This is a genomic window from Cellulomonas fimi, from assembly GCF_028583725.1.
GTDB classification, from domain to species: domain Bacteria; phylum Actinomycetota; class Actinomycetes; order Actinomycetales; family Cellulomonadaceae; genus Cellulomonas; species Cellulomonas fimi_B.
In genome coordinates this window covers 772,903-795,838 of record NZ_CP110680.1, presented here as the reverse complement: position 1 = coordinate 795,838, position 22,936 = coordinate 772,903, and the positions used below count along the sequence as shown (strand labels likewise).

Sequence of the window (22,936 nt, the reverse complement as noted above, 5' to 3'; positions counted from 1 at the left end):
CCGTCCGCATCGCCGGCGGGGACGACGACGCCCGCGCCGCACGAGGCGGGCGCGGGCGTCGCGACGGGGAGCGGCGGGTCAGCCGAAGTACGACGGGAGCGTCGCCGACCAGGCCGCACGGGCCTCGGACAGCGGCAGCGTGAACAGGCCGCGCACCTCGACCGCGGGCGCGTGCTCGTGGTCGGCGTCGTCGACCGGCGTCCCCGCACCCGGCGCGCAGGTCTCCGCGGTCTCGCCCAGCCGCAGGGCCGGCACGCCGCGCGCGGTGCACAGGTCGAGCAGACGGACCTCCTCCGAGCGCGGGACGGCGACGAGCACGCGCCCCTGCGACTCCGCGAAGAGCGCCTCGAACGGGGTCACGCCGTCGCGCGCGCACAGCGCGTCCAGGTCGACCTGCACGCCCGTGCCGTACCGCAGCGACGACTCGACCAGGGCGATCGCGAGGCCGCCCTCGGACAGGTCGTGCGCCGCGTCGACCAGGTCGTCACGCGCGGCGGCGACCAGCACCTGGGCGAGCCGGCGCTCCGCGGCGAGGTCGACGCGCGGCGGGGTCCCGCCGAGGTGCCCGTGCACGACGTCGGCCCACGCCGAGCCGTCGAGCTCCGCGCGCGTCTCGCCCAGCAGGTAGACGGCCTGGCCCGGCGTCGTCCAGCCCGACGGCACCGCGTCCGCGACGTCGTCGAGCACGCCGAGCACGCCGACGACGGGCGTCGGGTGGATGGCCGAGTCGATCTTCCCGGGCTCGCCCGTGCCGTTGTAGAGCGAGACGTTGCCGCCCGTGACCGGGACCTCGAGCTCCTGGCACGCGTCCGCGAGGCCGCGGATCGCCTCGACGAGCTGCCACATCGAGTCCGGGTGCTCGGGGCTGCCGAAGTTGAGGCAGTCCGTGACCGCGAGCGGCCGGGCACCCGTGGTCGCGACGTTGCGGTACGCCTCCGCGAGCGCGAGCTGCGCGCCCGTGTACGGGTCGAGCTTGCCGTAGCGGCCGTTCGCGTCGGTCGCGAGCGCGACGCCGAGGCCCGTCGTCTCGTCGACGCGGATCACGCCCGAGTCGTCGGGCTGCGCGAGCGCGGTGTTGCCCTGCACGAACCGGTCGTACTGGTTCGTCACCCACGACTTGTCGGCGAGGTTCGGGCTCGCGAGCAGCCGCAGGACGGTCTGGCGCAGGTCGGCGGGCGTCGACGGGCGCGCGAACCGCTGCTCGTCGGCCACCGAGTCGGCGTTGAGCGCGTCCTGCCAGGCCGGCCGCGCGTACGGGCGGTCGTAGACCGGGCCCTCGTGCGCGACGGTCTTCGGGTCGACGTCGACGATGCGCTGGCCGTGGTGGTCGATCGTCAGGCGGCCCGTGCCGGTGACCTCGCCGATCACGGCGGTCTCGACGTCCCACTTGCCCGTGATGGCCAGGAACGCGTCGAGCTTGTCGGGCGCGACGACCGCCATCATGCGCTCCTGCGACTCCGACATGAGGATCTCGCCGGCCGTGAGCGTCGGGTCCCGCAGCAGGACGTTCTCGAGGTCGACGTGCATGCCGCCGTCACCGTTCGACGCGAGCTCGCTCGTCGCGCACGAGATGCCGGCCGCGCCGAGGTCCTGGATGCCCTCGACGACCTGCGCCGCGTAGAGCTCGAGGCAGCACTCGATGAGCACCTTCTCCATGAACGGGTCGCCGACCTGCACGGACGGGCGCTTCGACGGCTTGGTGTCGTCGAACGTCTCGGAGGCGAGGATCGACGCGCCGCCGATGCCGTCGCCGCCCGTGCGCGCGCCGAACAGCACGACCTTGTTGCCCGCACCCGACGCGTTGGCCAGGTGGATGTCCTCGTGCCGCAGCACACCGAGGCACAGGGCGTTGACCAGCGGGTTGCCCTGGTAGGAGGCGTCGAAGACGAGCTCGCCGCCGATGTTCGGCAGGCCGAGGCTGTTGCCGTAGCCGCCGACGCCCGCGACGACCCCGTGCACGACGCGCGCCGTGTCGGGGTGGTCGACCGCGCCGAACCGCAGCTGGTCCATCACGGCGACCGGCCGCGCGCCCATCGAGATGATGTCGCGCACGATGCCGCCGACGCCCGTGGCCGCGCCCTGGTAGGGCTCGACGTAGCTCGGGTGGTTGTGCGACTCGACCTTGAACGTGACCGCCCAGCCGTCGCCGATGTCGACGACGCCCGCGTTCTCCCCGATGCCGACGAGCAGGTGCTCCTTCATCGCGGGCGTCGTCTTGTCGCCGAACTGGCGCAGGTGCGTCTTGGAGGACTTGTAGGAGCAGTGCTCCGACCACATCACGGAGTACATCGCGAGCTCGGCAGCCGTGGGGCGGCGGCCGAGGATGTCGCGGATCCGCTGGTACTCGTCCGGCTTGAGCCCGAGCTCGGCGAACGGCTGCTCCTGGTCGGGCGTCGCGGCGGCGTGCTCGACGGTGTCGGTCGTGGGCGCGGTGCGGGGGGATGCGGTGGTCATCGATTCCCTCGGTGGGGGCGCGGACGGCGGCGGGACGCCGGACCGCGGCGGGGTCGGCAGACGGGCACCAGGGTACCCGCGGCGGCGCGGCGGCCCGGCGGCCGTCCAGGGCGGCGCGGTCGTCGCCGGCGGTCGCAGCCCGCACGCGTCTGACGTGCAGGTTCTCACCGGACTCTCATCGCCCGGTTCGTCCGTGATGTCCGGCTGCCGCCTAGGGTCGGTCCCGCACGCCGTCCACACGCCGATCCGTCACCGAGGTCCGATGCTCCGCCGCGCCGTCGCCGTCGTCCCGCTGTCCTGCCTGCTGGTCGCGGGGAGCGCGGCCGCCGCGTTCGCGGGCGGGTCCGACGACCCGACGCCGTACACCGTCACCGCCGACGGGCTCTCGCTGCCCGCCGGCCGGACGTTCGTCGAGCACGACCACGTCAACGTCCGGTACGTCGTCGACGGCCAGACGCTCGCCGCGCAGCTCCACGTCCAGGCCGCGACCGCGCAGGGGGCGTTCGCGGGCAGGACGGGGCTCGCGTGGACCGAGCTCGGGCTCCCCGACCGGTACTGCGTCACGTGGGTCGAGGTCAGCGGGTACAACGAGCACTTCGGCGAGGGCGGCCAGCGGCCGGCGTGCACCGACGCCCCGACGACGGCGGAACCCGTCGAGCCCATGCCCGCCGTCCCGGCCGGCCCGCCCGAGGCCGCGCCGCCCGCGCCGCACGAGACCGCGGCACCCGCTCCCACGCCCAGCCCGACCGTGAGCGGCGCCGCGCTGGTCGCGACGCCGGGACCGACGTCGAGCGCGTCCGTCGTGCAGTCCGAGGTCCTCAGCGCCGGCGACGACTCCCCGGGCGGGGCGCTCGCGCTCACCGGGAGCGCGCTGCTCGTGCCCGTCCTCGGCGTCGGCACCGCGGCCGTCGCGGCCGGCGTCGTCCTGCGGTCCCTCCACCGCCGCTCGCACCGTCCACGGCCCGCGCACCGCGCCTGAGTCCGACAGGCTGCCCGACCGCGCCGCCGGCCGGGCAGCCGGCCTGCGCGGACGGGCACGCTCGCTGTACGCGTGCCGAGCAGCGCTGGACAATCACCCCATGCGCCGCGACCTCCCGCGCGCCGTGGGAAGGACGAGCCGCGCGGCCCCCGCTGCGGCGGCTGCCCGCCCCCGGCCCCGCGCCGTCGACGGGCTGCCCGCGCTGCAGCGCGCCGCGGGCAACCGTGCGGTCGCAGGGCTCCTCGCGGCCCGGTCGGGTGCGACCGTCGTCCAGCGCTACGAGACCGAGGAGCACGCGACGCTGGGTGCGCCGGGGACACGCGTCACCGTCGCCGGGATCGACATGACGCAGGGCGAGATGATCACGATGGGTGACTTCTTCACCGGCGTCGACCAGATGGAGGCCCACCCGCAGCAGGTCCGCGACGTGCTCGCCGCGATCCGGCGCGGCGGTGCCGGCACGGCCGACTGGCAGCGCGCCACGGGCGGGCGCTACCTCGAGCTCGCGACGGCCAACCAGGCGCACTTCGGCCCCCCGAACGCGGCGCTCGTGCCGGTCAGCGGCACCAGCACGGCCGACCACCGCGCGGCGTTCGTCGCCGGCCACTCCCGCGCGCTGTGGGAGTCGGCGCTGGGGCACCCCGACGTCGCCCAGCGGCACAACAGCTTCGCCGGCCACTTCCTGACCGACGCGTTCGCCGCCGGGCACGTCGTGAACAAGGCGGACGTCATGGCACGCTTCGCCGCCCGCCTCACCGACGCGGACGCGTTCCTGTCCGCGGTCGCCGCACGCGCGTGGGCGATCCCCGGCGTGGTCGCGACGATGTCGCGCTACGAGGAGAACTCGACGCCGCTGCACCTGGACTTCGACACGCAGGGCATGTTCGAGCGCTTCCTCAAGGGCGTCTCCGAGGCCAAGCCGGAGCTGGTGCCGAACAGCATCGCCAAGGTCGTCCACGACGTCCTCAACGGCCTCGCGGGCGATGCCTCGGTCGGGGGCCTCGACGTCGCCAACGACCGCGGCGACACCTGGCGGCTGTCCGGCGACGGGACCCTCGCACGGTCGCCCGACACGCAGCGGATCGCCGCCGCCGCGGTGGCGCAGTCCAACGCCAACCTCGCGGCCGTCGCCGGCACGGGCGCCCCCGCGATGACACCGGAGCGCACCGACGCGCTCGTCGCGAGCGTCTGGACGTTCGTGCCGCACCCGACGGCCGCCGGGACAGCCCAGATCGACGCGATCGTCGGCCGCCTGACCGATCCCGCGAACGCGGCCCTGGTCGACGCCTTCGCGCAGCTCATCGCCGGGAACCTCGACGCGATCGTCGAGGGGGCCACGGCGCTCGGGAAGATCCGACCCATCCCGCCCAGCCTGCTGGAGGAGGCGCAACGCGGGTGGCAGCGGCTCAACGACTGGCGGACCTGGGCGGGGGCCGCCGGCGTCCAGGTGCCCTGACCCGGCGCTAGCGCACCCCGCCGACGGCGGCGTCCGGCGGGAGCACGTGCACCGCGAGCACCGCGACGTCGTCGTCGGCGTGGCCGTCGAGCATGCGCGTGACCACGCCGTCGACGACGCGTCCCAGGCGCTCGTCGTCGTCGCCCGGCTCGCCCGCCCACGTCTGCGTGAGGACGTCGCACAGTCGCGCCACGCCGTGCGACAGGTGCTCCCCGCGGCGCTCGACGAGCCCGTCGGTGTAGAGCAGCAGCACGCTGCCGGGCTCCAGCAGGACCTCGTGCTCGCCACGCTCGGTCCCCCGGCCGACCCCGAGCAGCAGCTCGTGCCGGCCCACGTCGAGCGCACGCGCCGTCCCGTCGGGCGCGACCACGACGAGCGGGAGGTGCCCGGCGCTGGACCACCGCAGCCGCCGCGCGCCCGACCCCTCCGCCGTGCCGGCCGGCTCGAACCGCGCGACGACGGCCGTCGCCATCGTGTCGACGCGCAGCCCGTGCATCGCCTCGTCCAGGTCGCGCAGGATCGTCGCCGGCGCGGCACCCGCCGTGTAGCCGATGCCGCGCAGCAGCGTGCGGACCTGGCTCATCGCCGCCGCGGCCTGCGTGTCGTGCCCGATCACGTCGCCGACGGCGAGGACCGTCGAGCCGTCGCGCTGCAGGAAGGCGTCGTACCAGTCGCCGCCGACCTGGGCCGCGCGCGACGCGGGGAGGTACCGCACGACGACGCGCAGACCGTCGGGCTGGACGGGCGCGGACAGCAGCGCACGCTGGAGCGACTCCGCCATCTGGCGCTGCTCCTCGTAGAGCCGCGCGTTGTCGAGCGCGAGCCCGGCCCGGTCCGCGAGCTGCACGAGCATCGCCAGGTCGTCCTCGGTGAGGTCGCGCCGCTCCGCGTCGAGGAAGAGGGTCATCGCGCCGACGGTGCGGCCGCGCGCGCGCATCGGGATCGCGTACGCGTTCTCCGGTGCGAGCTCGCCGAGCACGGCCCGCGCCTCCCCGACCGACAGCACCTCGGAGATCGAGCGGGTCGCGTCGGGGACCGCCACGACCTCGCCGGTGCGCAGCGCGCGGTACAGGTACGACGACGGGTCGAGCGAGTTCAGGCGCAGCCGCGCGTAGCGGGCGACGGTCTCGCGGCGCGCCGGGTCGCCGTGCCAGCTCGCGATGTCGCGCAGGTGGCGCTGGTCGCTCGACAGCGTGATGAGGCACCAGGAGGCGAGGCTCGGCACCAGGTGCCGCGCGAGCCGCGCGACCGCGTCCTCGGTGTCGAGCGTGGACGCGAGGTCGTCGCCGACCTCCGCGAGCAGCCGCAGGCGCGCCTGGCCGACCTCCGCACGCTGCCGCGCCCACTCGGCCGCGCGGCGCTCGGTCTCGGCGCGGTCGCGCGCCCGGCGCGCCTCGTCCTGGGAGCGGCGACGCTCGGTGCAGTCGGAGAAGTAGACCGAGAGGCCGTCGGTGCCCGGCCACGCCCGCACCTCGTACCAGCGATCCAGCGGCGCCGGGTAGTACGCCTCGAACGTGCGCGGCTCGCCGGTGCGCACCGCGCCCCGGTAGTTCTCCTCGAAGGCCGAGCCGTTCGCGTCGGGGAACAGGTCCCACAGGACGCCGCCCAGCAGCTCCGACCGGGGCCGCGCGAGCAGCACCTCGGCCTCGGCGTTGACGTAGGTGAACCGCCACGCGTCGTCGAGCAGGAAGAACGCCGCCGACATCGTCTCGAGCACGCGCGAGATGCGGGCGTCCGCGTCGCGCCGGTCGGTCGTGTCGTAGGCCGCGCCCAGCACGCGCACGGCCGAGCCGTCCGGTCCGCTCAGGGCCCTGCCGCGCGCCTGCACCCAGCGCACGGTGCCGTCGGGGCGCACGACGCGGTACTCGGCGGCGTACTCCGCACAGGTGGCGATCGCGCGGCGCAGCGCCTGACCGACGCGCGCGACGTCGTCGGGGTGCAGGGCCGCCGAGAAGTGCTCGATCGTGCCGCCGAACTGCTCGCGCGGGATGCCGAAGATGGCGTGGAGCTGGTCGTCCCACTCGAGCCGGCCGGTCACCAGGTCCCAGTCGAACCCGCCGACCTCGCCCGCGGACACCGCGAGCTGCCAGCGCATCCGCTCGCCCTCGAGGGCGCGCGCGACCTCGTCGACACCGTCCGGGTGGACGACGCCGTCGCGGCACTCGACGGACGCGACGGGCGCGTCGTCGTCGGTGGGCTCACGGACCGGCACGGGCCCCCCTCGGCGGGCGGAGGGTGCCGCACGTCCGGACACCGTCGGGTCAGCATATGTCCGCACTCCGTCGCGACCGGTGGTGAGGCCGCGCTGCTAGCGTCCGGCACATGCGCCGCGCCGTCCCGACCGCCGCCCTGCCGGCGGGTGCCGCGCTGCTCCTGGCGCTGGTCGCGTGCGGTCCGCAGGGCTCGGACGACGCCGCCCCGACGCCGGCGGAGACGAGCGCGTCGGCCGACGTGACGTCCCCCGTTCGGACCCCGTCGCCGCCCGTCGCGCCCGAGGCCGCCGACGTCCGCGCCCGGGGCGTCCCGCTCACCTCCGGCGCGGTGACCCTGGCGGTCCTGGCGGTCCCGCCGACGACGGTGTCCGTGACGGCGGACGCCGACGGCAGCGCCCGCGCGACCGTCGGACCGGGGACCGTGCACGTGGCGGCGCCCGCCGGGTGGTCGCTCACGGTGCAGGACGACGGCACGGTCGTCGTCCTCGACGACGCCGGGACACCGGTGGGCGGCCTCGCGGGCGCTGCGGCGGACGCCGTCGGACCGGACGTGGCCGAGGTGCGCACGTCCACCGGGGACGCCCTGTGGCTCGCGTCGTCCGCGGTGGCCGGTCTGGACTGGGGGAACCGCGAGGGCGGCGAGTCGCTGGGCGTCACGCCGACCGCCTGGGCGCGCGCGTCGGGGCTGGCCGCGCAGGAGCTCACGTGGACGCAGCTCGTCGCGCAGGAGCCGCGCGCCGACTCCCGGACGATGCGCGACCAGCTGGTGTGCCACATGCTCGGCGCGCCCGACAAGGCGCAGTGGAACCTCGAGCCGTGGCGGCCCGACGTCGACGCGTTCGCGATGATCGCCGCGCGCTGCAACCCGGAGTAGACCGGCCCCGGGCAGGGCTTGCGTTCGAGCGCGCTCGAAGCGGCACGGTGTCGTCATGACCGATCTGCGACTGGCACTGGGCACCATCCCCCTCGGCACCACCGTGGACGAGCGGGACTCGTTCGCGATCCTCGACCGGTTCGTCGAGCTCGGCGGCACCCGGCTCGACACGGCCGACAACTACCCGTTCTGGCAGGACGGCTGCACCGGCGACGAGAGCGAGGCGACCATCGGCCGCTGGCTCGCCGCGCGCGGCACCCGCGACGCCGTCGTCCTCTCGACGAAGGTCGGCGCGCGTCCCCGCACGCCGGGCGACCGGACGCTCGACGACGTCGAGGGCCTGTCGGCGCGCGCGATCCGGGCGGCCGTCGAGGGCTCGCTCCAGCGCCTCGGCACCGACCGGATCGACGTCTACTGGGCACACGTCGAGGACCGCGCGGTCCCGCTCGAGGAGACGGTCGGCGCGTTCGGCGCGCTCGTCGCCGACGGCACCGTCGGCGTCCTCGGCGCGAGCAACCACGCGACGTGGCGGCTGGAGCGGGCCCGGCGGACCGCGCGCGACCTCGGCGTCACGCCGTTCACGCAGGTGCAGCTGCGGCACACCTACCTGCAGCCGCGGCCGGGCGTCCGGCTGCCCGAGGGCGGGCACACCCTCGCGACCCCGGAGACGTTCGACTACCTCGCGGCGGAGGGCGACCTGACGCTCTGGGCGTACAACACGCTGATGTTCGGGGCGTACACGCGGCCCGACAAGCCGATGCAGGAGCTCTTCGAGCACCCCGGCACGACCGCACGGCTCGCCGTGCTGCGCGAGGTCGCCGGTGAGCTCGGCGTCTCGGCGAACCAGGTCGTGATCGCCTGGCTCGTCGCGCACGGCGTGGTCCCGATCGTCGGCGCGACGCGCGTCGCGCAGGTCGAGGAGGCCGTCGCCGGGGCGCGCCTGACGCTCGACGCCGACCTCGTGGCCCGCCTCGACGCGCCGGCCTGACCGCGCGCAGGGCCTCCCGCGCGTCCACCCTGCGGTAGCACCCTGGTCACGTACCCGCGCCGCCCGGCATGCTCGGGCGGTGGGGTGCGACCGGGGAGGAGCACCGTGAGCGACACGCTCGCCGCACGTCTGGAGGCGCACCGCACCTGGCTGCGCACGTCCGGTGCCGACGGCGCACGTCTCGCCCTCGGGTCCGACGCCTCCGCGTCCGACCTCGCGGGCGCGGACCTGCGGGGCGCGGACCTGGCGTCCGCGGACCTCTTCGGCGTCGACCTCCAGCGCGCCGACCTGCGCGGCGCGGACCTGTCCGGAGCCCTGCTGGCGGGGGCCGACCTGCGCGGCGCCGACCTGTCGCGCGCGCGCCTCGGCAAGGCCGACCTCTCGGGCGTGTGCGCGGTCGGCGCGCGGCTGCACCGGACGTGGCTGGTCCGCACGGACCTCACGGGCGCGGACCTCACGGAGACCGACCTGAGCGGGTCGTACCTCGTGCGGACGGACCTCGGCGGTGCCGACCTGCGTGGCGCTGACCTGTCCGGCGCGGACCTGCACGCCGTGCTGGTCGACGCCTCGACCTGGGGTGCGACGACCGTCCGTGGCGCGGCCGGCACGGTCGGGCCGGTCGACGGCGTCGTGGACCTCACGGCCGACGGCGCGACCGTCCAGCGCACGGTGCCGGAGCTCGTCGTCCTGCTGGCCACGGACGGTGCGACGCTCGCGACGGTCCCCGACGACCCGGGGCCGCCGCCCGCGTGGCGCGGCAGCATCGCCTGACCCGAGCGGCACGGCCGACCTCGTGGCGTCTGGCGGACGCACGGACGGGCCCCGGGGTGCGCCTCCACCGCGCGCCCCGGGGCCCGTCGTCGTGCCGGGTCAGCGGGTGTGCTTCTCCGGGATCGGGGCGTCGCCGGACGCGCGCTGCGCGCGGTACCAGGCGCGCGCCTCGTCCTGACGCGCCTGCTCGGCGCCCGACGCGATGGGGGCACGCAGGTGCGCCTGCTCGAACCCGAACGCGTCGACGAGGTCCTGCGCGTGCGGCCGCAGGCGCGACACGAGCCGGTCGATGTACGACGTGACGGTCCGCGCACGGCCGGCCGAGAGCCGCCCGTTGACGAGGTACCAGGCGAGGTGCCGCTCGACGAGCGTGAGCCCGAACAGGTCGCGGACCCAGGTGAGGACCTGCTTGGTGCCGGGGTCGTCGACGCGCGCGAGGGCCGCGGTGAACGACTCCCACTGGACGAGCTCGGCGTGCGCGCGCGCGGCCTCGACGATCGCGTGCTGCTGGCTGTTGAACAGCGCGGCGGCGGTCGCGGCGTCGGCCTTCTGCGCGGGGCGCAGGGCCTGCGCGATCTCGGCGACCATCGTCTCGACCCGGTCGACGAGCAGCGCCCGCTGGGTGTCGGTCTCGCGGAGCTGCCCCGCGCTGCGGCGGACGTCGCCGACGTCGGCGATCGTCTGGATCGCGCGGTGCAGCGGCGTCCGGAACCGGGCGGCGTCGGACGCCCGCTCGGCGACGAGCTGCGCGACCTTGACGGCATCGAGGTGCTTGAAGCCCTTGGCGTAGTCGGTGAGGAGCCGCTTGCCGACGAGCTGGTAGAGCACGGTGTTGTCGCCCTCGAACGTCACGTAGACGTCCATGTCGGCGCGCAGGCTGGTCAGCCGGTTCTCGGTGAGGAACCCGGCGCCGCCGCACGCCTCGCGGCACGTCTGGAGCGTCTTGAGGGCGAGCCAGGTCGACGTCGGCTTGAGCGCGGCGGCGAGCGTCTCGAGGTCCTCGCGCGTCTCCGGGGTGTCGTTGCGACCCGAGAAGACGTCGTCGAACGCGGCGAGCAGGTCCTCGTGCGCGAACCCGGCGGCGTACGTCTCGGCGAGCAGCGGCAGGAGGCGACGCTGGTGCTCGGCGTAGTCGAGCAGCACGACCTCGTCGTTCCCGGCGCCCGCGAACTGGCGGCGCTGGTTGCCGTACGTGATCGCGATCGTCAGGCCGAGCCGCGACGCGGTGACGGCGGCGCCGTCGAGGGACACGCGCCCCTGGACGAGCGTGCCGAGCATCGTGAAGAACCGCCGGCCGGGGCTCGCGATCGGCGAGGTGTAGGTGCCGTCGGGGTCGACGTCGCCGTACCGGTTGAGCAGGTTCGTGCGCGGCACGCGCACGTGGTCGAACCACAGCCGACCGTTGTCGATGCCGTTGAGGCCGCCCTTGAGGCCGTCGTCCTCGCCGCCGACGCCCGGCAGGAACTCCATGGTCTGCGGGTCGCGGATCGGGACGTAGAACGCGTGCACGCCGTGGTCGACGCGCGGCTTGCCCGCGGGCGACGTGATGAGCCGGGCGAACACGACCGCGGCCGTGCCGTGCTGGCCGGCGTTGCCGAGGTAGTCCTTCCACGCCGCGCGGAACGGCGTGTGGATGACGAACTCCTCGGTCTCGACGTCGTAGGTCGCGGTCGTGCCGATCGCGGCGACGTCCGACCCGTGACCGGTCTCGGTCATCGCGAACGCGCCGGGAACCGCGACGGACAGCGCGTCGGCGAGGAACTGGTCGTGGCTGCGCTCGGTGCCCAGGTGGTAGATCGCGGACGCGAACAGCCCCCACTGGACCCCGGACTTGATCTGCAGCGACGGGTCCGCGTGGCCGAGCTCCTCGAACCGCGCGAGGAAGCCGCCGTGGTCCTCGGCACCGCCGAACCGCACGGGGAACGAGCGGTGCACGTCGCCCTCGGCGGCGAGCAGCCGCAGCTGGCCGAGCACCCGGTCGCGGTGCTCGGCCAGCGGCAGGCCCTCGATCCGGTGGAACCGCTCGTCGGCCATGAGCTTGCGTGCGCCGAGGCGCAGCTCCGGGTAGTGGCCGAGCAGCAGCCGTGCGAGGTGGTCGACGTCGAGGCGGACGTCGGCGTCGAGCCGGGGGTCGCCCTGCTCGGTCTCCGCCGTGGTGGGGCGGGGGGTGGTCGTCGTCATCGGGACTCCTCCGGGTCTGCGGGGTGCGTCGCGTGCGGGCTGGTGTCGGGTCGGGGACGGTCGCGGGCGAGCAGGCCGACGGGGCCGGCCCAGAGCCAGGCGGCGACCTGGGCGGTGAGGGCCTCGCGGTCGGGGGTGCCGGGCTGGTCGCGGTGCGCGAGCCACCACTCGCCCGCGCCGCGGACGAAGCCGACGGCGCCGGCGGCCCAGGCCTCGGCGAGCGCCACGCGCGCGGCTTCGTCGTCGTCGGCCGGGGCGGGCTCGTCGGGGGCGGCCTCGGGGCGACGCGCGGTGCGGCGGCCGTCGGGCTGCTCCTGCGTGAGGCCGCGCGCGAAGGGGGCGGCGACGAGCGCGGTCACGGAGTCGAGGAAGTGGCCGAGCGGCCCGCCGGACTCGACCGACCCGTCGCGCGTCACGAACGCGTACACGTTCGGGGAGGACTCGATCATCTCCAGGTAGACCGCGACCATCGCCCGCAGGCCCTCGCGCGGCGTCGGCGAGACGCGCAGCACGCCTTCGAGGGCGCCCTGGATCTGCAGCACGACGGCCTCGGCGACGGCGATCTGGAGGCCGGTCTTGTCGGTGAAGTAGCGGTAGACGATCGACTTCGACGTGCCGGCGGCGACCGCGATCTCCTCCATCGACACGTCGGGGCCGTGGTGGTGCACGGTGCGGCGCGCGATCCGGACGAGCTCGGCGCGACGGGCCTCGCGGTGGTCGGCCCAGCGGGTCGAGCGCCCGTCGACGGGCAGCTCGTGCGGGTCGGGCATGCGGTGGTCGGCCGGCGGCGGCGTCCCGGCGTCGGTGCGCAGGAGCGTGGGTCGCGTCGTCGTCGACGGCCCTCGTGTGATGGGGCTCACGAAACCGAAGGTATCAGGTACTGTGGGTTTCGGACACCACTTCGGGACGAAGGTCCCTCGCGCACCGGCACGAGGGCCGTCCGACTCAAGCGACGATGCGAGAGGAACCAACCCGTGGCCCCCTCCCCCCGCAAGACCCCCGCCGACCCGGCGACCCCCGTGGCCACGCGCCGCGCGCTGGTCCTGGGCGGCAACCGGATCCCGTTCGCCCGCGCCGGCGGGAAGTACGCCCACGCGAGCAACCAGGACATGCTCACCGCCGCGCTCGACGGGCTCGTCGCGCGGTACGGCCTGCAGGGCGAGCGCATCGGCGAGGTCGCGGCCGGCGCGGTGCTCAAGCACTCGCGCGACTTCAACCTCACCCGCGAGGCCGTCCTCGGCTCCGCGCTCGCGCCCACGACGCCCGCGTACGACGTGCAGCAGGCGTGCGCGACCGGCCTCGAGTCGGTCGTCGGGCTCGCGAACAAGATCCGCCTCGGCCAGCTCGACTCCGGGATCGCGGGCGGCGTCGACACCACGTCCGACGCGCCCATCGCCGTGAGCGACCGGCTGCGCCGCACGCTGCTCGACCTGTCCCGGGCGCGCTCCGTCGGGCAGCGCCTCGCCGTCGCGTCGCGCATCCGCCCCAAGGACCTCGCCCCGGCCGCCCCCCGCACCGACGAGCCGCGCACCGGCCTGTCGATGGGCGAGCACCAGGCGCTCACCACCGCGCAGTGGGGCATCACGCGCGAGGCGCAGGACGAGATCGCGTTCGCGTCGCACCAGCGGCTCGCCGCCGCGTGGGCCGACGGGTTCTTCGACGACCTCGTCACGCCGTTCCGCGGCCAGACGACCGACGGCAACCTGCGTGCCGACACGTCGCTCGAGAAGCTCGCGAAGCTCAAGCCGGTGTTCGGGCTCGGGCTCGACACACCCGCGACGATGACCGCCGGGAACTCGACGCCGCTCACCGACGGCGCGTCGACGGTCCTGCTCGGCTCGGACGAGTGGGCCGCCGCGCACGACCTCACGCCGCTCGCCGTCGTCGTCGACGCCGAGGCCGCCGCGGTCGACTTCGTGCACGGCGTCGACGGGCTGCTCATGGCCCCCGTCTTCGCGGTGCCGCGCCTGCTCGCCCGCAACGGCCTGACGCTCGACGACCTCGACTACGTCGAGATCCACGAGGCGTTCGCGTCGACCGTCCTGACGACGCTCGCCGCGTGGGAGTCGGAGCAGTTCGGCAAGGAGCGGCTGGGCCTCGACGGGGCGTTCGGGTCCGTCGACCGGGCGCGGCTCAACGTGCACGGCTCCTCGCTGGCCGCGGGCCACCCGTTCGCCGCGACCGGCGGGCGCATCGTCGCCACGATCAGCAAGGAGCTGCACCGCCGCAAGCAGGCGGAGGGCCGCCCGGTGCGGGCGCTCGTGTCCGTGTGCGCGGCCGGCGGGCTCGGCCTCACCGCGATCCTCGAGGCGGCGTGACCATGACCGACACCTACCTCAACCTCGTCAACAGCGGCGTCACGAAGAAGATCGCGAAGCAGCTCGGCCTCCCCCAGCCGACGCCGCTGCGCCGCCACCGCCCCGGCGCCCCGCTCGTCGACGGGCCCGTCCTCGTGCTCGGTCGCGACGACGACGCCGACGCGCTCGCCGGGGTCCTGTCCGCGCCTGCAGGCGGCGCCCCCGGCGCGGCCGTCCTCGACGGCTGGGACCTCGAGGTGCACCGGCACGCGACCCCCGACACGCGGTACGCGGCCGTCGTGGTCGTCCTCACCGGCGTGACCCACCCCGACCAGCTCGCGGAGCCGGTCCTCGCGGCGGCGGCGACGTTGAAGGGGCTGGCCCGCGGTGGCCGCGTCGTCACCGTCTCGCGCGAGGCGGGCGTCGACGACGCCCCCGCGCTCGCCGCGGCCCGGCAGGGCGTCGACGGGCTGCTGCGCTCGCTCGCCAAGGAGCTGCGCGGCGGGGCGACCGGCAACGGGATCGTGCTGCGCGAGGGCGTGCCCGTGACCGCGCCGTCGGTGCTCGGTGCGCTGCGGTTCTTCCTGTCGGCACGCTCCGCGTTCGTCGACGGGCAGCTGCTGACGGTCGCGTCCGACGCGGGCGCGCTGCCGGCGTCGTGGGACGCCCCGCTCGACGGGCGCGTCGCGGTCGTGACCGGAGCCGCGCGCGGCATCGGCAAGGCGATCGCGCAGACGCTCGCCCGGGACGGCGCGACGGTCGTCGCGGTCGACGTCCCGTCCGCCGGGGAGCAGCTCGCCGCCGTCGCCAACGAGGTCCACGGCACCGCGCTCCAGCTCGACGTGACCGCCGACGACGCGGGCGCCCGCATCCTCGCGCACGCCCTCCAGCGGCACGGGCGGCTCGACGTCGTCGTGCACAACGCCGGCATCACGCGCGACAAGCTGCTCGCCAACATGACGCCCGACAAGTGGGAGTCCGTGCTCGCGGTGAACATCGCGAGCCAGCTGCGGATCAACGAGGCGCTGCTCACGTCGGGCGACTTCACCGACGCGCCACGCATCGTGTCGCTCGCGTCGACGTCGGGCATCGCGGGCAACCGCGGCCAGACCAACTACGCGGCGTCGAAGGGCGGCGTCATCGGCATGGTCCGCGCGACCGCGCCCCTGCTCGTGCCGTTCGGCGGCACCGCCAACGCGGTCGCGCCCGGCTTCATCGAGACCGAGATGACCGCGCGCATCCCGGCCGTCACGCGGCAGGTCGCACGGCGGCTCAACTCGCTCCAGCAGGGCGGGCTGCCCGTCGACGTCGCCGAGGCCGTCGCGTTCCTCGCGTCGCCCGCCGCGGGCGGGGTCGTCGGCGAGACGCTGCGCGTCTGCGGGCAGAACCTGGTGGGCCGGTGACGACGGTCGTCCTGCCCGCCGTCCCCTCGCTCGGCGGGCTGTACGCGCGCGGTGCGGCGGCGACCGGACGGCTGGCCGTCGCCCGCCGCGTCGGTCGCGCGCCGACCACCCTGCCGGACGTCGTGCACGAGGTCCGGGGCGTCCGCGCCGACGCCGAGCACCTGACGGAGTACCAGCACCTCGTCGGGGAGTCCGCGTCCGACCGGTTGCCCGCCGGGTTCGTGCACGTCCTCGCGTTCCCCGTCGCGTTCGCCGTCATGGTCCGGCCGGACTTCCCGCTGCCGCTGCTCGGGCTCGTGCACGTCGCGAACCACGTGACGCAGCACGCGCCCGTGACGCTCGACGACGCGCTCGACGTGCGGGCGTGGGCCGAGGGGCTGCGGCCGCACCGGTCGGGCACGACCGTCGACCTGGTCGCGGAGGTGCGGGTCGGCGACGCGCTCGTCTGGCGCGGGGTCTCGACATACCTCGCCAAGGGCGTCCGGCTCGCGGGCCGCCCGACCGACGACGAGCCGCGCGACGAGTTCGTCGCCCCGCAGCCGACCGGGCGGTGGAAGCTCGCCGCCGACACCGGCCGCCGCTACGCGGCCGTGTCCGGCGACCACAACCCCATCCACCTGTCCGCGCTCTCCGCGAAGGCGCTCGGCTTCCCGCGCGCGATCGCGCACGGGATGGACACGGCCGCCCGCGCGCTGGCCGACGTCGGCGCCGCCCGCGGCGACGCGTTCACGTGGTCGGTCGAGTTCGCCAAGCCCGTCCTGCTGCCGGGCACCGTCACCGTCCGGGTCGCCCCCGACGGCGCCGGGACCACGTCGTTCGCCGGCTGGGACGCCCGCACCGGCAAGCCGCACCTCACGGGCACCGTCGTCCGGGTCTAGACACCCGCGCGGCCGGGCTGCGCGTCGACGCGCGTCGCCCGGCCGCGGTCACGCGGTCAGTGGTCGACGTCCTCGCCCAGGTCGGACCGGACCGGCGTCGACTCGTCGAGGATCCGCTCGAGCCGCCGCGCACACCGCACCCGCACGAGCCCCACGAACGCGAGCGCCATCGCGACCGTGACGACCGCGCCCTTGCCGGTGATCGACGGGACGCGGACCAGGGCCATCACGGCGGGCAGGCACAGGACGAGCGCCGCGTAGCCGACCATCCAGTGCCGGTCCCGGCGCAGGGACAGCTCACCTCGCAGGCTCAGGTGCGGGTCGCGCTTCATGCCTGATCCATCGGCGCGCGCAGCCGCCGGTTCAAGGAGTCGCCCGGGTGAGTCGCCCGGGTGGTCGACGCTACGACCCGTCCGCCCGGCGACGCCACCAGTCCCACGCCACTCCGCGCCCGCTCGACGTCCACGTGCGCGCCGACCGGTCGGCGCCCTCACGCCGCCGACGACGCAGCACGTCACGGGGCGACTCCCCGCGGGTCGAGCGCCACGGACCGTCCGGCTCCTCGCGCACCATCAGCTCGTAGTCGCCGCCGTCCCGCTGGCACCGCGAGACGCCCGCGACGTGCGCCTCCGCAGCCGACCCGAAGGGTCCCTCGACCTGTCCGGCGGACGCACGCGGCGTCGACGGCGTCAGGGACAGGACACCGAACTCTCGCGACGACTGCGCCACGGCCACCCCACACCGTCGTGCTGCACCGGCCGCGTGTCTCGAGCCTGGACGGCAAGTCTGCCCCGACCGCAGGTGTCGGTGCGGGACCAGGGACCTATGGCCACCCCGCAGCCCTGACCGCGACGCGCACCACTCAGGCGACGGGGAACGCGTCCGCGAGCCCGCGGTGAACGAGGTCGATCTGGTCGTCGGTCAGCGGGCCGTCGCGGTTCAGGATCTGCGCGGCCTTCTTCGGCCAGAGCACGTCGACGTCGTCCAGGGCGAACGCGCCGCCGAACAGCGGCCAGTCGGCGTCGACGAAGCACAGCTGCCCGCGGACACGGACGTCGGGGTGGGTCGGCGCGAGCGCTGCGCGGACGAGCTCGACCTGCTTCTGCACACCCGTGAGGAGCTTCGTGCAGTCCCTGCCGCCGACCGTCAGCGTCGCCGTGCGGGGACGGAGCAGACCGCCCTGCACCCGGAGATCGGGCCGGCCCTTGTACCGCTTCGCGTCGATGACGTACACGCCTGTCGGCGCAACCGCGATGTGGTCGATGTTGGCGCGCGTCCGCGGGATGCGACGGTCGTGCAGGACGCGCACACGCTCGTTCGCGCACGTGTCCAGGCTCCGCGCGACGACCCGCTCCCCGCGAGCGCCCGAGCTCCATGCGCGCGTGCTCTGCGGGTCGTCGGAGAGCGCCAGGATCAGTCCCCCGAGCCGCGGGTGCTCCGCCCGGATCCGCTCCTCGCGCTTGGCGGCTCGGCGCTCGAACTCCCGCGCGGCGGACGCTCCGGCGTGCCCGGTCTCGACGGGCTCCTGAGCGTCGGCCTCGTGCACCGAGGGCTGCTCGTGGGCCTCGCCCGGCCGGACGACCACGTCGGGCGCGAGCGGTTGCGCCTCCGGGTCGACCGCGACCGGCGCGCACTCGACACATCGCACCGATCTCGTCGGCCGCTCGTACACCGCGACCGTGCCCGCCGCCAGGGGTGCAGCGCAGAGTCGGCAGTCCCCCGCATAGCGCAGCCGCATCGTCTTGTCGCCGGTTCCGGCGGTCTCGCTGCTCACACCCGGTCCATCGGCACCACGGCGGGCCGGGGTGAACCTGCGTCGCGCCCGGTCACGGCTGGAGGCGGGTGGGCTCCCACGTCGTGCCCGTGCGGACGTACTGGAGGCGGCGGTGGAGGCGGTCGGGGCTGCCGTACCAGAACTCGACCGCATCGGGGACCACGCGGTAGGCGGTCCAGTCGGCGGGGCGCTCGACGGGACCGTCGGCGGCGACGAGCCGGGCGGCCTCCGCCCGGAGGCCGGCCTCCGACGACAGCGGCCGGCTCTGCCGCGAGGCGGCGGTCGCGGCCTGCGCGGCGCGCGTGCGGCGGGCGAACAGGGCGTCCGACACGTCGTTGGCCAGGACCTCGACGGAGCCGGTGACGTTGACCTGCTGGAGCGTCTCGCGCCAGAAGAAGGTCAGCGCCGCGCGCGGGTGGGCGGCGAGGTGACGGCCCTTGCGGCTGCTGGCGGAGCTGCCGAACAGCAGGCCGTCCGCGTCGACGTCCTTGACGAGGACGGTGCGGGTGCGCGGGTCGCCGTGCTCGTCGACGGTCGCGAGGGTCGCGGCGAACGGCTCGCGCAGACCGCGGTCGACGGCGGCGTCCCACCACGTGCGCAGCAGCGCCAGCGGGTCGCGGGGCGGGTCGTCGAACTCCGGCAGGACGAGCGTCGCGTCGCCCGTCAGCGAACCGTCGGACGGCGCCTGGGCAGCACTCATGCGCCCCACCCAAGCACAGCGTGCGGCGGGAGGCCCGGCCCGCCGGTCAGCCGGTCGGCCCGGTCAGTGGGTGGGCGCGGCGGTGCGGACGTCGCCGTCTGGGGTGTCGCCGGACTCGGCGGCGGCGTTGGCGGGGCTCGCCGCCAGGACGACGCAGCCCGCGAGGGCACCGGCGAGCGCCACGGCGGCGGGCAGCGCCCAGCCGTCGCGGACGACGTCGCCGAGCGCGGTGAGCCCGACGACGCCGGGCACGACCACCTCGACGACGGAGACGATCGCGGCCGCCGTGCCGACCGGTCCGCGTTCGAGCGCGCGCAGGTAGGCCAGCGCACCGGCGACGCCGCCCACGACGATCGGGATCGCGAGGGGTTGGAGCACGGTGTCGAGCAGGTCGCCGTCGGCGTGCGCGGCACGGGCGCCGATCGCCGCGACCGAGTAGCCGAGCCCGCTGAGCACGGCGAGCAGCGCCGGCGGCCCGGACCGGTAGGCGGCGAGGGTCCCGAGGGCCACGACCGCCCCGGCGGCGACGGTCGCGGCGACGAACCCGTCGGGCGGGTGGACCGCGGGCTGCTCACCGCCGGCGGCCGCGACCACGACGAGCGCGGCGACGACCGCGACCACCGCGGCGACGTCGATCCTCCGCATGCGCGCGTGCAGGACGACGCGCGCGAGCAGCACGACGACGACCAGCGACGCGGCGATCACCGCCTGCACGACGAACAGCGGCAGGTGGTCGAGGGCCGCGAGCGACAGCAGCCACGCGAGACCGTCGAGGACGAACGCGGCGATCACGAGCGGCTGCAGGACCGCGCCGAGCCCACGCGCCCGGCGTGCGCCGACGGCCTGCATGATCGTGCTGACGCCGTAGCCGACCGACGACGCGACCGCGGCGAGCAGGGACCCGATCACGTCGGCCGCCCGCGCGTCGCCGCGACCCTCCTGCGTGCCGCGTCGTCCGTGCCCGGTCGCGTCACGTGGGCTGCCCGACGTTGCCGAGGAACCGGCCGATGACGGGGATCTCCGTCACGCCCTCGGCACCGGCCATGACGACGGCCTGCGTCGCGACGTACTCGACGGAGTCGAGGATCGTGTAGCGCGGCACCCACGACGGGTCGAACTTCTCGTTGAACTGGCCGAGCGTCGCCATCTGCGTGCCCTGCGACAGCCGCTGCAGCACGGGACGCGTGAGCTGGTCGAGGCGCGAGCCGCCGCCCTCCTCGTTCTCGAGGACCTCGCGCAGCACCGCGAAGTTGAGGCCCAGACCGGTGTGCCCGCGCGCCTTGAGCTCGCCGATCGTGTGGACGATGTTCGTGTCGATCAGCCCGTTGGGCAGGCCGTCGACGTCGAGGCGTCGGCGCATGACGTCGAGCGACCAGCCGCCGATCGCGGGCGCGGGCACCCACTGGCAGAACGCGTCGACGCGACCCGCGGGCGTCTGCGTGACCGACATCAGCAGCCCGGTGTCGGCCGGGTCGAAGAGCCGCGACAGGGTCATCGAGAAACCGCGCTCGGTCTCGCCGCGACGGGACTCGTCGCTCATCGCCTCGATCTGCGCGCGCAGGTGCGGGTCGATCGCGGACGGGTCGTGGAACGTCGTCGTGTAGCCCGCGCGCTCGACGCGTCCGACGGCCTGCCGCAGCGACTTGTGCGACCCGCCGGCCGTCGTGAAGGTCGTGCAGTCGACGATCGCCTCGTCGCCCAGGTAGACGACGCGCAGCCCGGCCGCCTCGTAGACGCCGAGCCAGTCCTGCCCGGCGCCGATGACGGCGACCGACCAGCCGTGGTCCTCGGTGTAGTCGAGGAACTCGGCCCACGTCTGCTCGCGCTCCTCGGGCGGCCCGATCGGGTCGGGCGACACGAGCGCGACGCCGCCGCGCACCGAGTGCGCGACGACCGAGCGGCCGACGAAGAACCAGTCCTTGTCGTCGCGCAGCGCGAAGTAGTCGAGCGTCCCGGTGCCCCAGCGCTGCACGATCGCGCGGGCGCGCTCACGCTCGTCGACGTGGTCGACGGCGTTGAGGCGGCGAGGCCGGCGCGGCGACGTGAGCGTCCACAGCAGCGAGAGCAGGAACGCGAGCTCGAGCACGAACTCCACGGGGCTGAGGAGGCGCGCCAGCCGCTCGATCTGGTCGGTGCCCGGGTCACGCACCAGCACCCACACGACGAGCCCGACCGTCGTCACGACGACGAACACGACCGCGAACACGACCAGCAGGACCGCGCGCCGCACGTCCCGACGGTTCGGCAGCACCGGGAAGCACGCACCCTGCGTCGCGAGCCAGACCGTGCCGACCACCACGGCGGCCGCGGCCAGCACGTCGAGGCCGCGCACGAGGTGCAGCACCGCGGACGCGACGAGCAGGCCGAGCGTGAGGATCCAGGACAGCCGGTGCCCCCGCCGCAGACCGCGCGCCGTGAACAGCAGGACGATCGACACCGTGATGAGCGCCGGGCGCGCCGACGCCGTCCCCGCGTCCGGGACGATGTCGTCGAACAGCGCGAGGTCGCGCCACACCCCCCGGAGCAGGCTCGACACGAGCCCGACGACCGCCAGCACCCAGACGGTCCTCGACGCGAGGACACGGACGTGCACGCGTCGGCGCTGCTCGTCGAGGGCGGAACGGTCGACTCGCGGGAGGAGCACGCTGCCCGGCATGCGCCCAGTCTGCCGGGCAGGCCCGTGCGCGCACCCTCCGCTCGGGGTGATCCGGCGCCCGCCGCGGTGGCCTCAGTCGGTGGCCGTCAGGCGGTCGAGCAGGCCCGCGCGGACCGCGGGCCACTCGTCGGCGAGGATCGAGAAGTACGCCGAGTCGCCGCGCGTCCCGTCGGGCGCGAGGCGGTGGCTGCGCAGCACGCCCTCGGGCACGGCGCCGAGCCGCCGGATCGCCGCGATCGACCGGGTGTTGCGGGTGTCCGCCCGGAACGCGACGCGCACGCACCCCCACGTCTCGAACGCGTGCGTGAGGAGCAGCAGCTTGCACGCCGGGTTGTTCGACGTCCCCCACCAGCGCGGCGCGTAGTACGTGTGCCCGATCTCGACGCGCAGGACGTGCGGGTCCCAGTCGTAGAACGACGTGCTCCCCCGCACCTCACCGGTCTCCGCGTCGAGCACCGCGAACGCGAGCCGTCCGGGCGTCGCCCGGGCCTTCGCGATCTCCGCGCGCCACGCGTCGAGCCCGACCGGCAGGGGCGACGACATGCCCGCCCAGACGCGCGCGTCGACGAACGCGGCCAGGCCCTCCGCGTGGGGCTCGTCGAGGGGGACGAGCCGGACACCGTGACCTTCGAGCGTGACGTCGCGCAGCACGCCCGCGAGCCTCGCACGTCGTGGCAGGGTGGCCCGCATGGAATCCCGCACGCTGGAACGTGACGGCGACCTCGACGCCGTCGACCTGGTCGGTGAGGACCTCGACGGGCAGGACGGCTCGCACTCGCGGATCCTCGAGTGCACCTTCACCGACTGCTCGCTCGACGGCGTCCGGCTGGACGGCACCCGGGCCGCCGACACGACGTGGACGCGCGTGCGCGCGGGGTCGCTGTCCGCGGTGTCGGCCACGTGGCTCGACTGCCGGTGGGAGGGCTCGCGGCTCGGTGCCGTGGAGGCGCACGGGTCGGAGTGGACCCGCGTCGAGCTGCACGGCGGCAAGGTCGACTACCTCAACCTGCGCGAGGCGCGGCTGGCCGACGTCCGGCTGGTCGGCGTCGTCGTGGACGAGCTCGACCTCGCCCGCGTGACCGCCCGCAAGGTCGTGCTCGAGGACTGCCGGGTGCGGCGGCTCGACGTCTCCGGCGCGCGGCTCGAGGACGTCGACCTGCGCGGTGTCGTCGGGCTCGAGCGGATCGACGGGCTCGACGGGCTGCGCGGTGCACGCATCACGCAGGACCAGCTGCTCGACCTCGCCCCGCTCGTCGCGGAGCACCTGGGCATCGTCGTCGGCTGACGTCGACCCACCCGGGCTCGCCCCGAG

Annotated in this window: 19 protein-coding genes; 9 read left to right on the top strand and 10 right to left on the bottom strand. The window is 75.3% G+C overall.

All coding sequences use genetic code 11. The features are described 5' to 3' along the window. Positions 1 to 78 precede the first annotated feature (78 nt). Entirely contained in the window at positions 79 to 2,454 is a 2,376-nt protein-coding gene (gene purL / locus OOT42_RS03590) for a phosphoribosylformylglycinamidine synthase subunit PurL (RefSeq protein WP_273653584.1), read from the bottom strand. A gap of 262 nt (positions 2,455 to 2,716) precedes the next feature. Here purL and OOT42_RS03585 point away from each other — a divergent pair, with 262 nt between their 5' ends. Further along, entirely contained in the window at positions 2,717 to 3,433 is a 717-nt protein-coding gene (locus OOT42_RS03585; RefSeq protein WP_273653583.1) for a hypothetical protein, read from the top strand. 100 nt (positions 3,434 to 3,533) lie between these two features. Beyond that, positions 3,534 to 4,889 carry a hypothetical protein gene (locus OOT42_RS03580; RefSeq protein WP_273653582.1) on the top strand — a complete coding sequence of 452 codons (1,356 nt, stop codon included), beginning with the start codon at positions 3,534 to 3,536 and terminating at the stop codon, positions 4,887 to 4,889. A gap of 7 nt (positions 4,890 to 4,896) precedes the next feature. On the opposite strand, the gene OOT42_RS03575 is transcribed toward OOT42_RS03580, so the two are convergent. Then, the gene (locus OOT42_RS03575; protein WP_273653581.1) at positions 4,897 to 7,101 is read right to left on the bottom strand and encodes a SpoIIE family protein phosphatase; all 2,205 of its coding nucleotides are present in this window, start codon (positions 7,099 to 7,101) and stop codon (positions 4,897 to 4,899) included. Positions 7,102 to 7,211: 110 nt separating this feature from the next. Here OOT42_RS03575 and OOT42_RS03570 point away from each other — a divergent pair, with 110 nt between their 5' ends. From OOT42_RS03570 to OOT42_RS03560, 3 genes are all read left to right on the top strand, one after another. Next, positions 7,212 to 7,976 (top strand): DUF2599 domain-containing protein, encoded by a 765-nt coding sequence (locus OOT42_RS03570; RefSeq protein ID WP_273653580.1) that lies wholly within the window; start codon positions 7,212 to 7,214, stop codon positions 7,974 to 7,976. Between the two features lie 55 nt (positions 7,977 to 8,031). Next, positions 8,032 to 8,964, top strand: coding sequence for an aldo/keto reductase (locus OOT42_RS03565; RefSeq protein WP_273653579.1), 933 nt, complete (start codon positions 8,032 to 8,034; stop codon positions 8,962 to 8,964). Positions 8,965 to 9,069: 105 nt separating this feature from the next. Further along, positions 9,070 to 9,735, top strand: coding sequence for a pentapeptide repeat-containing protein (locus OOT42_RS03560; protein ID WP_273653578.1), 666 nt, complete (start codon positions 9,070 to 9,072; stop codon positions 9,733 to 9,735). A 99-nt stretch (positions 9,736 to 9,834) separates the two neighbouring features. Here the strand turns inward: OOT42_RS03560 and OOT42_RS03555 are convergent, their stop codons facing one another. Further along, positions 9,835 to 11,916: an acyl-CoA dehydrogenase gene (locus OOT42_RS03555; RefSeq protein ID WP_273653577.1), complete on the bottom strand. Its 2,082-nt coding sequence runs from the start codon at positions 11,914 to 11,916 to the stop codon at positions 9,835 to 9,837. After that, the gene (locus OOT42_RS03550; RefSeq protein WP_273653576.1) at positions 11,913 to 12,776 is read right to left on the bottom strand and encodes a TetR/AcrR family transcriptional regulator; all 864 of its coding nucleotides are present in this window, start codon (positions 12,774 to 12,776) and stop codon (positions 11,913 to 11,915) included. The genes OOT42_RS03555 and OOT42_RS03550 overlap by 4 nt, the downstream gene beginning before the upstream one ends. 114 nt (positions 12,777 to 12,890) lie before the next feature. On the opposite strand from OOT42_RS03550, the gene OOT42_RS03545 reads away from it, so the two are divergent. From OOT42_RS03545 to OOT42_RS03535, 3 genes are read left to right on the top strand one after another with little or no spacing between them, the layout of a single operon-like run. Further along, positions 12,891 to 14,234, top strand: coding sequence for an acetyl-CoA C-acetyltransferase (locus OOT42_RS03545; protein ID WP_273653575.1), 1,344 nt, complete (start codon positions 12,891 to 12,893; stop codon positions 14,232 to 14,234). Positions 14,235 to 14,236: 2 nt separating this feature from the next. Next, a complete protein-coding gene (locus tag OOT42_RS03540) occupies positions 14,237 to 15,616 on the top strand; it encodes a 3-oxoacyl-ACP reductase (RefSeq protein WP_273653574.1) in 1,380 nt (459 codons plus the stop codon). After that, complete coding sequence (locus tag OOT42_RS03535) at positions 15,613 to 16,494, top strand: MaoC/PaaZ C-terminal domain-containing protein (protein WP_273653573.1); 882 nt, start codon at positions 15,613 to 15,615, stop codon at positions 16,492 to 16,494. Before OOT42_RS03540 ends, OOT42_RS03535 begins: the two co-directional genes overlap by 4 nt. A 56-nt stretch (positions 16,495 to 16,550) precedes the next feature. Here OOT42_RS03535 and OOT42_RS03530 read toward each other — a convergent pair whose 3' ends face one another. From OOT42_RS03530 to OOT42_RS03505, 6 genes are all read right to left on the bottom strand, one after another. Then, positions 16,551 to 16,826 (bottom strand): hypothetical protein, encoded by a 276-nt coding sequence (locus OOT42_RS03530; protein WP_273653572.1) that lies wholly within the window; start codon positions 16,824 to 16,826, stop codon positions 16,551 to 16,553. 530 nt (positions 16,827 to 17,356) lie between these two features. Beyond that, positions 17,357 to 18,268 (bottom strand): nuclease-related domain-containing protein, encoded by a 912-nt coding sequence (locus OOT42_RS03525; protein WP_273653571.1) that lies wholly within the window; start codon positions 18,266 to 18,268, stop codon positions 17,357 to 17,359. Between the two features lie 52 nt (positions 18,269 to 18,320). Continuing rightward, positions 18,321 to 18,968: a pyridoxal 5'-phosphate synthase gene (locus OOT42_RS03520; RefSeq protein WP_273653570.1), complete on the bottom strand. Its 648-nt coding sequence runs from the start codon at positions 18,966 to 18,968 to the stop codon at positions 18,321 to 18,323. A 63-nt stretch (positions 18,969 to 19,031) separates the two neighbouring features. Beyond that, a complete protein-coding gene (locus OOT42_RS03515) occupies positions 19,032 to 19,877 on the bottom strand; it encodes a hypothetical protein (RefSeq protein ID WP_273653569.1) in 846 nt (281 codons plus the stop codon). A gap of 61 nt (positions 19,878 to 19,938) precedes the next feature. After that, complete coding sequence (locus OOT42_RS03510; protein ID WP_273653568.1) at positions 19,939 to 21,624, bottom strand: bifunctional lysylphosphatidylglycerol flippase/synthetase MprF; 1,686 nt, start codon at positions 21,622 to 21,624, stop codon at positions 19,939 to 19,941. Between the two features lie 72 nt (positions 21,625 to 21,696). Continuing rightward, complete coding sequence (locus OOT42_RS03505; protein WP_273653567.1) at positions 21,697 to 22,275, bottom strand: GNAT family N-acetyltransferase; 579 nt, start codon at positions 22,273 to 22,275, stop codon at positions 21,697 to 21,699. 37 nt (positions 22,276 to 22,312) lie between these two features. On the opposite strand from OOT42_RS03505, the gene OOT42_RS03500 reads away from it, so the two are divergent. Further along, on the top strand, positions 22,313 to 22,909 hold the full coding sequence (locus OOT42_RS03500; protein ID WP_273653566.1) for a pentapeptide repeat-containing protein: 597 nt from the start codon (positions 22,313 to 22,315) through the stop codon (positions 22,907 to 22,909). The last annotated feature ends 27 nt before the right edge of the window (positions 22,910 to 22,936 follow it).

Excerpts from the sequence above, each read along its gene's own strand:
- OOT42_RS03570 (WP_273653580.1), top strand. The coding sequence starts at position 7,212 with ATGCGCCGCGCCGTCCCGACCGCCGCCCTGCCGGCGGGTGCCGCGCTG.
- purL (WP_273653584.1), bottom strand. The coding sequence starts at position 2,454 with ATGACCACCGCATCCCCCCGCACCGCGCCCACGACCGACACCGTCGAG.
- OOT42_RS03555 (WP_273653577.1), bottom strand. The coding sequence starts at position 11,916 with ATGACGACGACCACCCCCCGCCCCACCACGGCGGAGACCGAGCAGGGC.
- OOT42_RS03565 (WP_273653579.1), top strand. The coding sequence starts at position 8,032 with ATGACCGATCTGCGACTGGCACTGGGCACCATCCCCCTCGGCACCACC.
- OOT42_RS03580 (WP_273653582.1), top strand. The coding sequence starts at position 3,534 with ATGCGCCGCGACCTCCCGCGCGCCGTGGGAAGGACGAGCCGCGCGGCC.
- OOT42_RS03520 (WP_273653570.1), bottom strand. The coding sequence starts at position 18,968 with ATGAGTGCTGCCCAGGCGCCGTCCGACGGTTCGCTGACGGGCGACGCG.
- OOT42_RS03500 (WP_273653566.1), top strand. The coding sequence starts at position 22,313 with ATGGAATCCCGCACGCTGGAACGTGACGGCGACCTCGACGCCGTCGAC.
- OOT42_RS03530 (WP_273653572.1), bottom strand. The coding sequence starts at position 16,826 with ATGAAGCGCGACCCGCACCTGAGCCTGCGAGGTGAGCTGTCCCTGCGC.
- OOT42_RS03540 (WP_273653574.1), top strand. The coding sequence starts at position 14,237 with ATGACCGACACCTACCTCAACCTCGTCAACAGCGGCGTCACGAAGAAG.
- OOT42_RS03585 (WP_273653583.1), top strand. The coding sequence starts at position 2,717 with ATGCTCCGCCGCGCCGTCGCCGTCGTCCCGCTGTCCTGCCTGCTGGTC.
- OOT42_RS03510 (WP_273653568.1), bottom strand. The coding sequence starts at position 21,624 with ATGCCGGGCAGCGTGCTCCTCCCGCGAGTCGACCGTTCCGCCCTCGAC.